Below are 2,202 nucleotides of genomic sequence, written 5' to 3'. Positions count from 1 at the left end.
CCCTTGAGCAGAGCAAGATTGAGCGGAATCTTCGGAATGGGGCCGGAGGCAAAACCGATCACAAGGAAACGACCTTCCCAGTTCGTCGCGCGAAGGGCTGCTTCCGAATAGTCGCCACCCACCGGGTCATAAACGACATCGGCACCCTGCCCGCCCGTCAGTTCCTTGATGCGATCGGTCAGCGCCTTTTGCGCATCGCGGTCAAGCTCGCCTGCGGGATAGAGGATCGTCTCATCCGCGCCATGCTCCTTGCAGACGGCAAGCTTGTCTTCCGAAGAGGCCGCCGCGATCACGCGCGCGCCCATCGCCTTGCCAAGTTCGACCGCGGCAAGGCCGACGCCGCCTGCAGCGCCCAGCACCAGCAGCGTCTCGCCCGGCTTCAGCGCGGCACGGTCCTTCAGCGCATGATGCGATGTGCCATAGGTCATGAGGAAGGCGGAAGCCGTGACGAAATCCATACCGTCCGGGATGGGCGTCACCCGCGCTTCATCAAGGGCGATTTCCTCCGCAAAACCACCCCAGCCGCAAGAACCGATCACGCGGTCGCCGACCTTCACCTTGGTCACACCTTCGCCGACCTTGATGACCTTGCCCGCAACCTCGCCCCCCGGCGAGAAGGGAAGCGGCGGCTTGAACTGATATTTGTTCTGGATGATGAGCACGTCAGGGAAGTTCACAGCAGCGGCATGGACCTCCAGCACCACCTCGCCCTTCTTGGGCTCCGGGCTCGGAACCTCCTCGATGACGAGGCTCTCCGGCGGGCCATATTCCTTGCAAAGAATGGCTTTCATGGTTCTCTCCCTGTCTGCTGCGCGCTGCCCGCGCATTCATGAAAATATCTGTGTCTCTCCCTTAGCACGAGCGGGCAGATATTCGCCAGATTTCGGGACGAAAGAGCCCTGCTGCCACGGTTCCGCCACATGTTTCGGAAAGCCTGCACCCGTAATCGGGCCTGCCACAGCGCTTGTTGCGGAAGCAGGCACGGGGGATTTACATGAGCCATAGCTGGAAATCGTTCGCGATGGCCGTTATGGTCGGGGCCTGCTCCCGGGCCGTTGACACAGGGAACCGTTCTGAAAAGAGTTGGAGAACATGCTGAGACGCCCGCTTCTTTCCTCGCTTTCCAAGCCGCTGATGCAGAATCCGATGAAGCTGACAATCGCCGCTCTCGCCCTCACCTTCGGTTTGACGGGTCTCGCCGCCAGCGCTTCCGCTCAGGACGCCCCCAAACTCCTCGGTCGTTATGACGACTGGGCAGCCTATAGCTATGGCTCGGGCAGCGAGCGCATGTGCTACGCCATGACCACCCCGACCAAGATGCAGCCTGCGGGCGCAAACCGGGGCGATGTCTATTTCATGGTGACGCACCGGCCGGCACGGGGCACCAAGAATGAAATCAGCATGCGCATCGGCTATCCCTTCAAGGATACGAGCCGCCCCTATGCGACGATCGGCAAGGACAAGTTCCAGATGTTCTCCGGCGTGAAGGAAGGCGGCGAGCACAGCTACTGGGCCTGGCTCGAAAAGCCTGCCGAGGAAAGCAAGATGGTGCAGGCGCTTCGGGCGGGTTCCTCCATGGAAATCCGCGGCACCTCGCAGCGCGACACGCTGACGACCGATACCTATTCGCTGAAGGGCTCGGCTGCGGCCCTCAACAAGATCAACGAAACCTGCAAATAAGCCGCGCAGGCGCGGCTTTTCCCGGTTTTCCGGCTGATTCGCGCCTCGCGCGCCTTTTGTGATAAGAAGGCCCGACGATCCGCGCTGGCCCCGGCTGGCGCGGAAATACCTGTTTCCGGCCGAAACGGTTGATTTAAAGACCCATGACAACGCTCGACATCGCCCATGAAAAGCGGGAGGCCACTCCCATCGCCGCATCGCGCCCGCACCTCGTGGGGCTGACGCGGCCGCAGCTCATGGAGGCACTTGCCCGCTTCGGCCTGCCCGAAAAGCAGCTTCGCATGCGCGCCGGGCAGATCTGGAACGGCCTCTATACGCGCGGCCTGACGAGCTTTGAGGGCATGACCGCACTTTCCAAGGATTTGCGCGCGGCGCTCGCGGAGGCTTTCGACATTTCGCGGCTTGAAGTCGTGACCGAACAGAAATCGGTCGATGGCACGCGCAAATGGCTGATCCGTCTTCCCTCGGGCGTGCCAGGCGTGCCGGGGCCGGAAATCGAGACGGTTTATATCCCCGAAGACG

At 61.8% G+C, this 2,202-nt stretch carries 2 protein-coding genes and 1 pseudogene; 2 read left to right on the top strand and 1 reads right to left on the bottom strand.

Annotated features, from left to right (window positions below):
- A partial coding sequence (locus tag WBF74_RS06670) for an NADPH:quinone oxidoreductase family protein (protein WP_424437058.1) occupies nt 1-791 on the bottom strand: 791 nt, incomplete at its 3' end.
- Between the two features lie 301 nt (nt 792-1,092).
- Between WBF74_RS06670 and WBF74_RS06665 the strand changes: the two genes are divergently transcribed.
- Nucleotides 1,093-1,680 (top strand): invasion associated locus B family protein, encoded by a 588-nt coding sequence (locus WBF74_RS06665; protein ID WP_424437055.1) that lies wholly within the window; start codon nt 1,093-1,095, stop codon nt 1,678-1,680.
- Between the two features lie 143 nt (nt 1,681-1,823).
- A pseudogene (locus tag WBF74_RS06660) lies at nt 1,824-2,202 on the top strand (23S rRNA (adenine(2503)-C(2))-methyltransferase RlmN); the annotation flags it as partial.

Origin of the sequence: Parvibaculum sp., assembly GCF_049672805.1 — a bacterium.
In the GTDB taxonomy this organism is placed as follows: domain Bacteria; phylum Pseudomonadota; class Alphaproteobacteria; order Parvibaculales; family Parvibaculaceae; genus Parvibaculum.
This window is presented reverse-complemented; position numbering and strand designations above follow the sequence as displayed.

Bases quoted from the DNA above. Each gene is read 5' to 3' on its own strand.
- WBF74_RS06665 (WP_424437055.1), top strand. From the start codon at position 1,093: ATGCTGAGACGCCCGCTTCTTTCCTCGCTTTCCAAGCCGCTGATGCAG.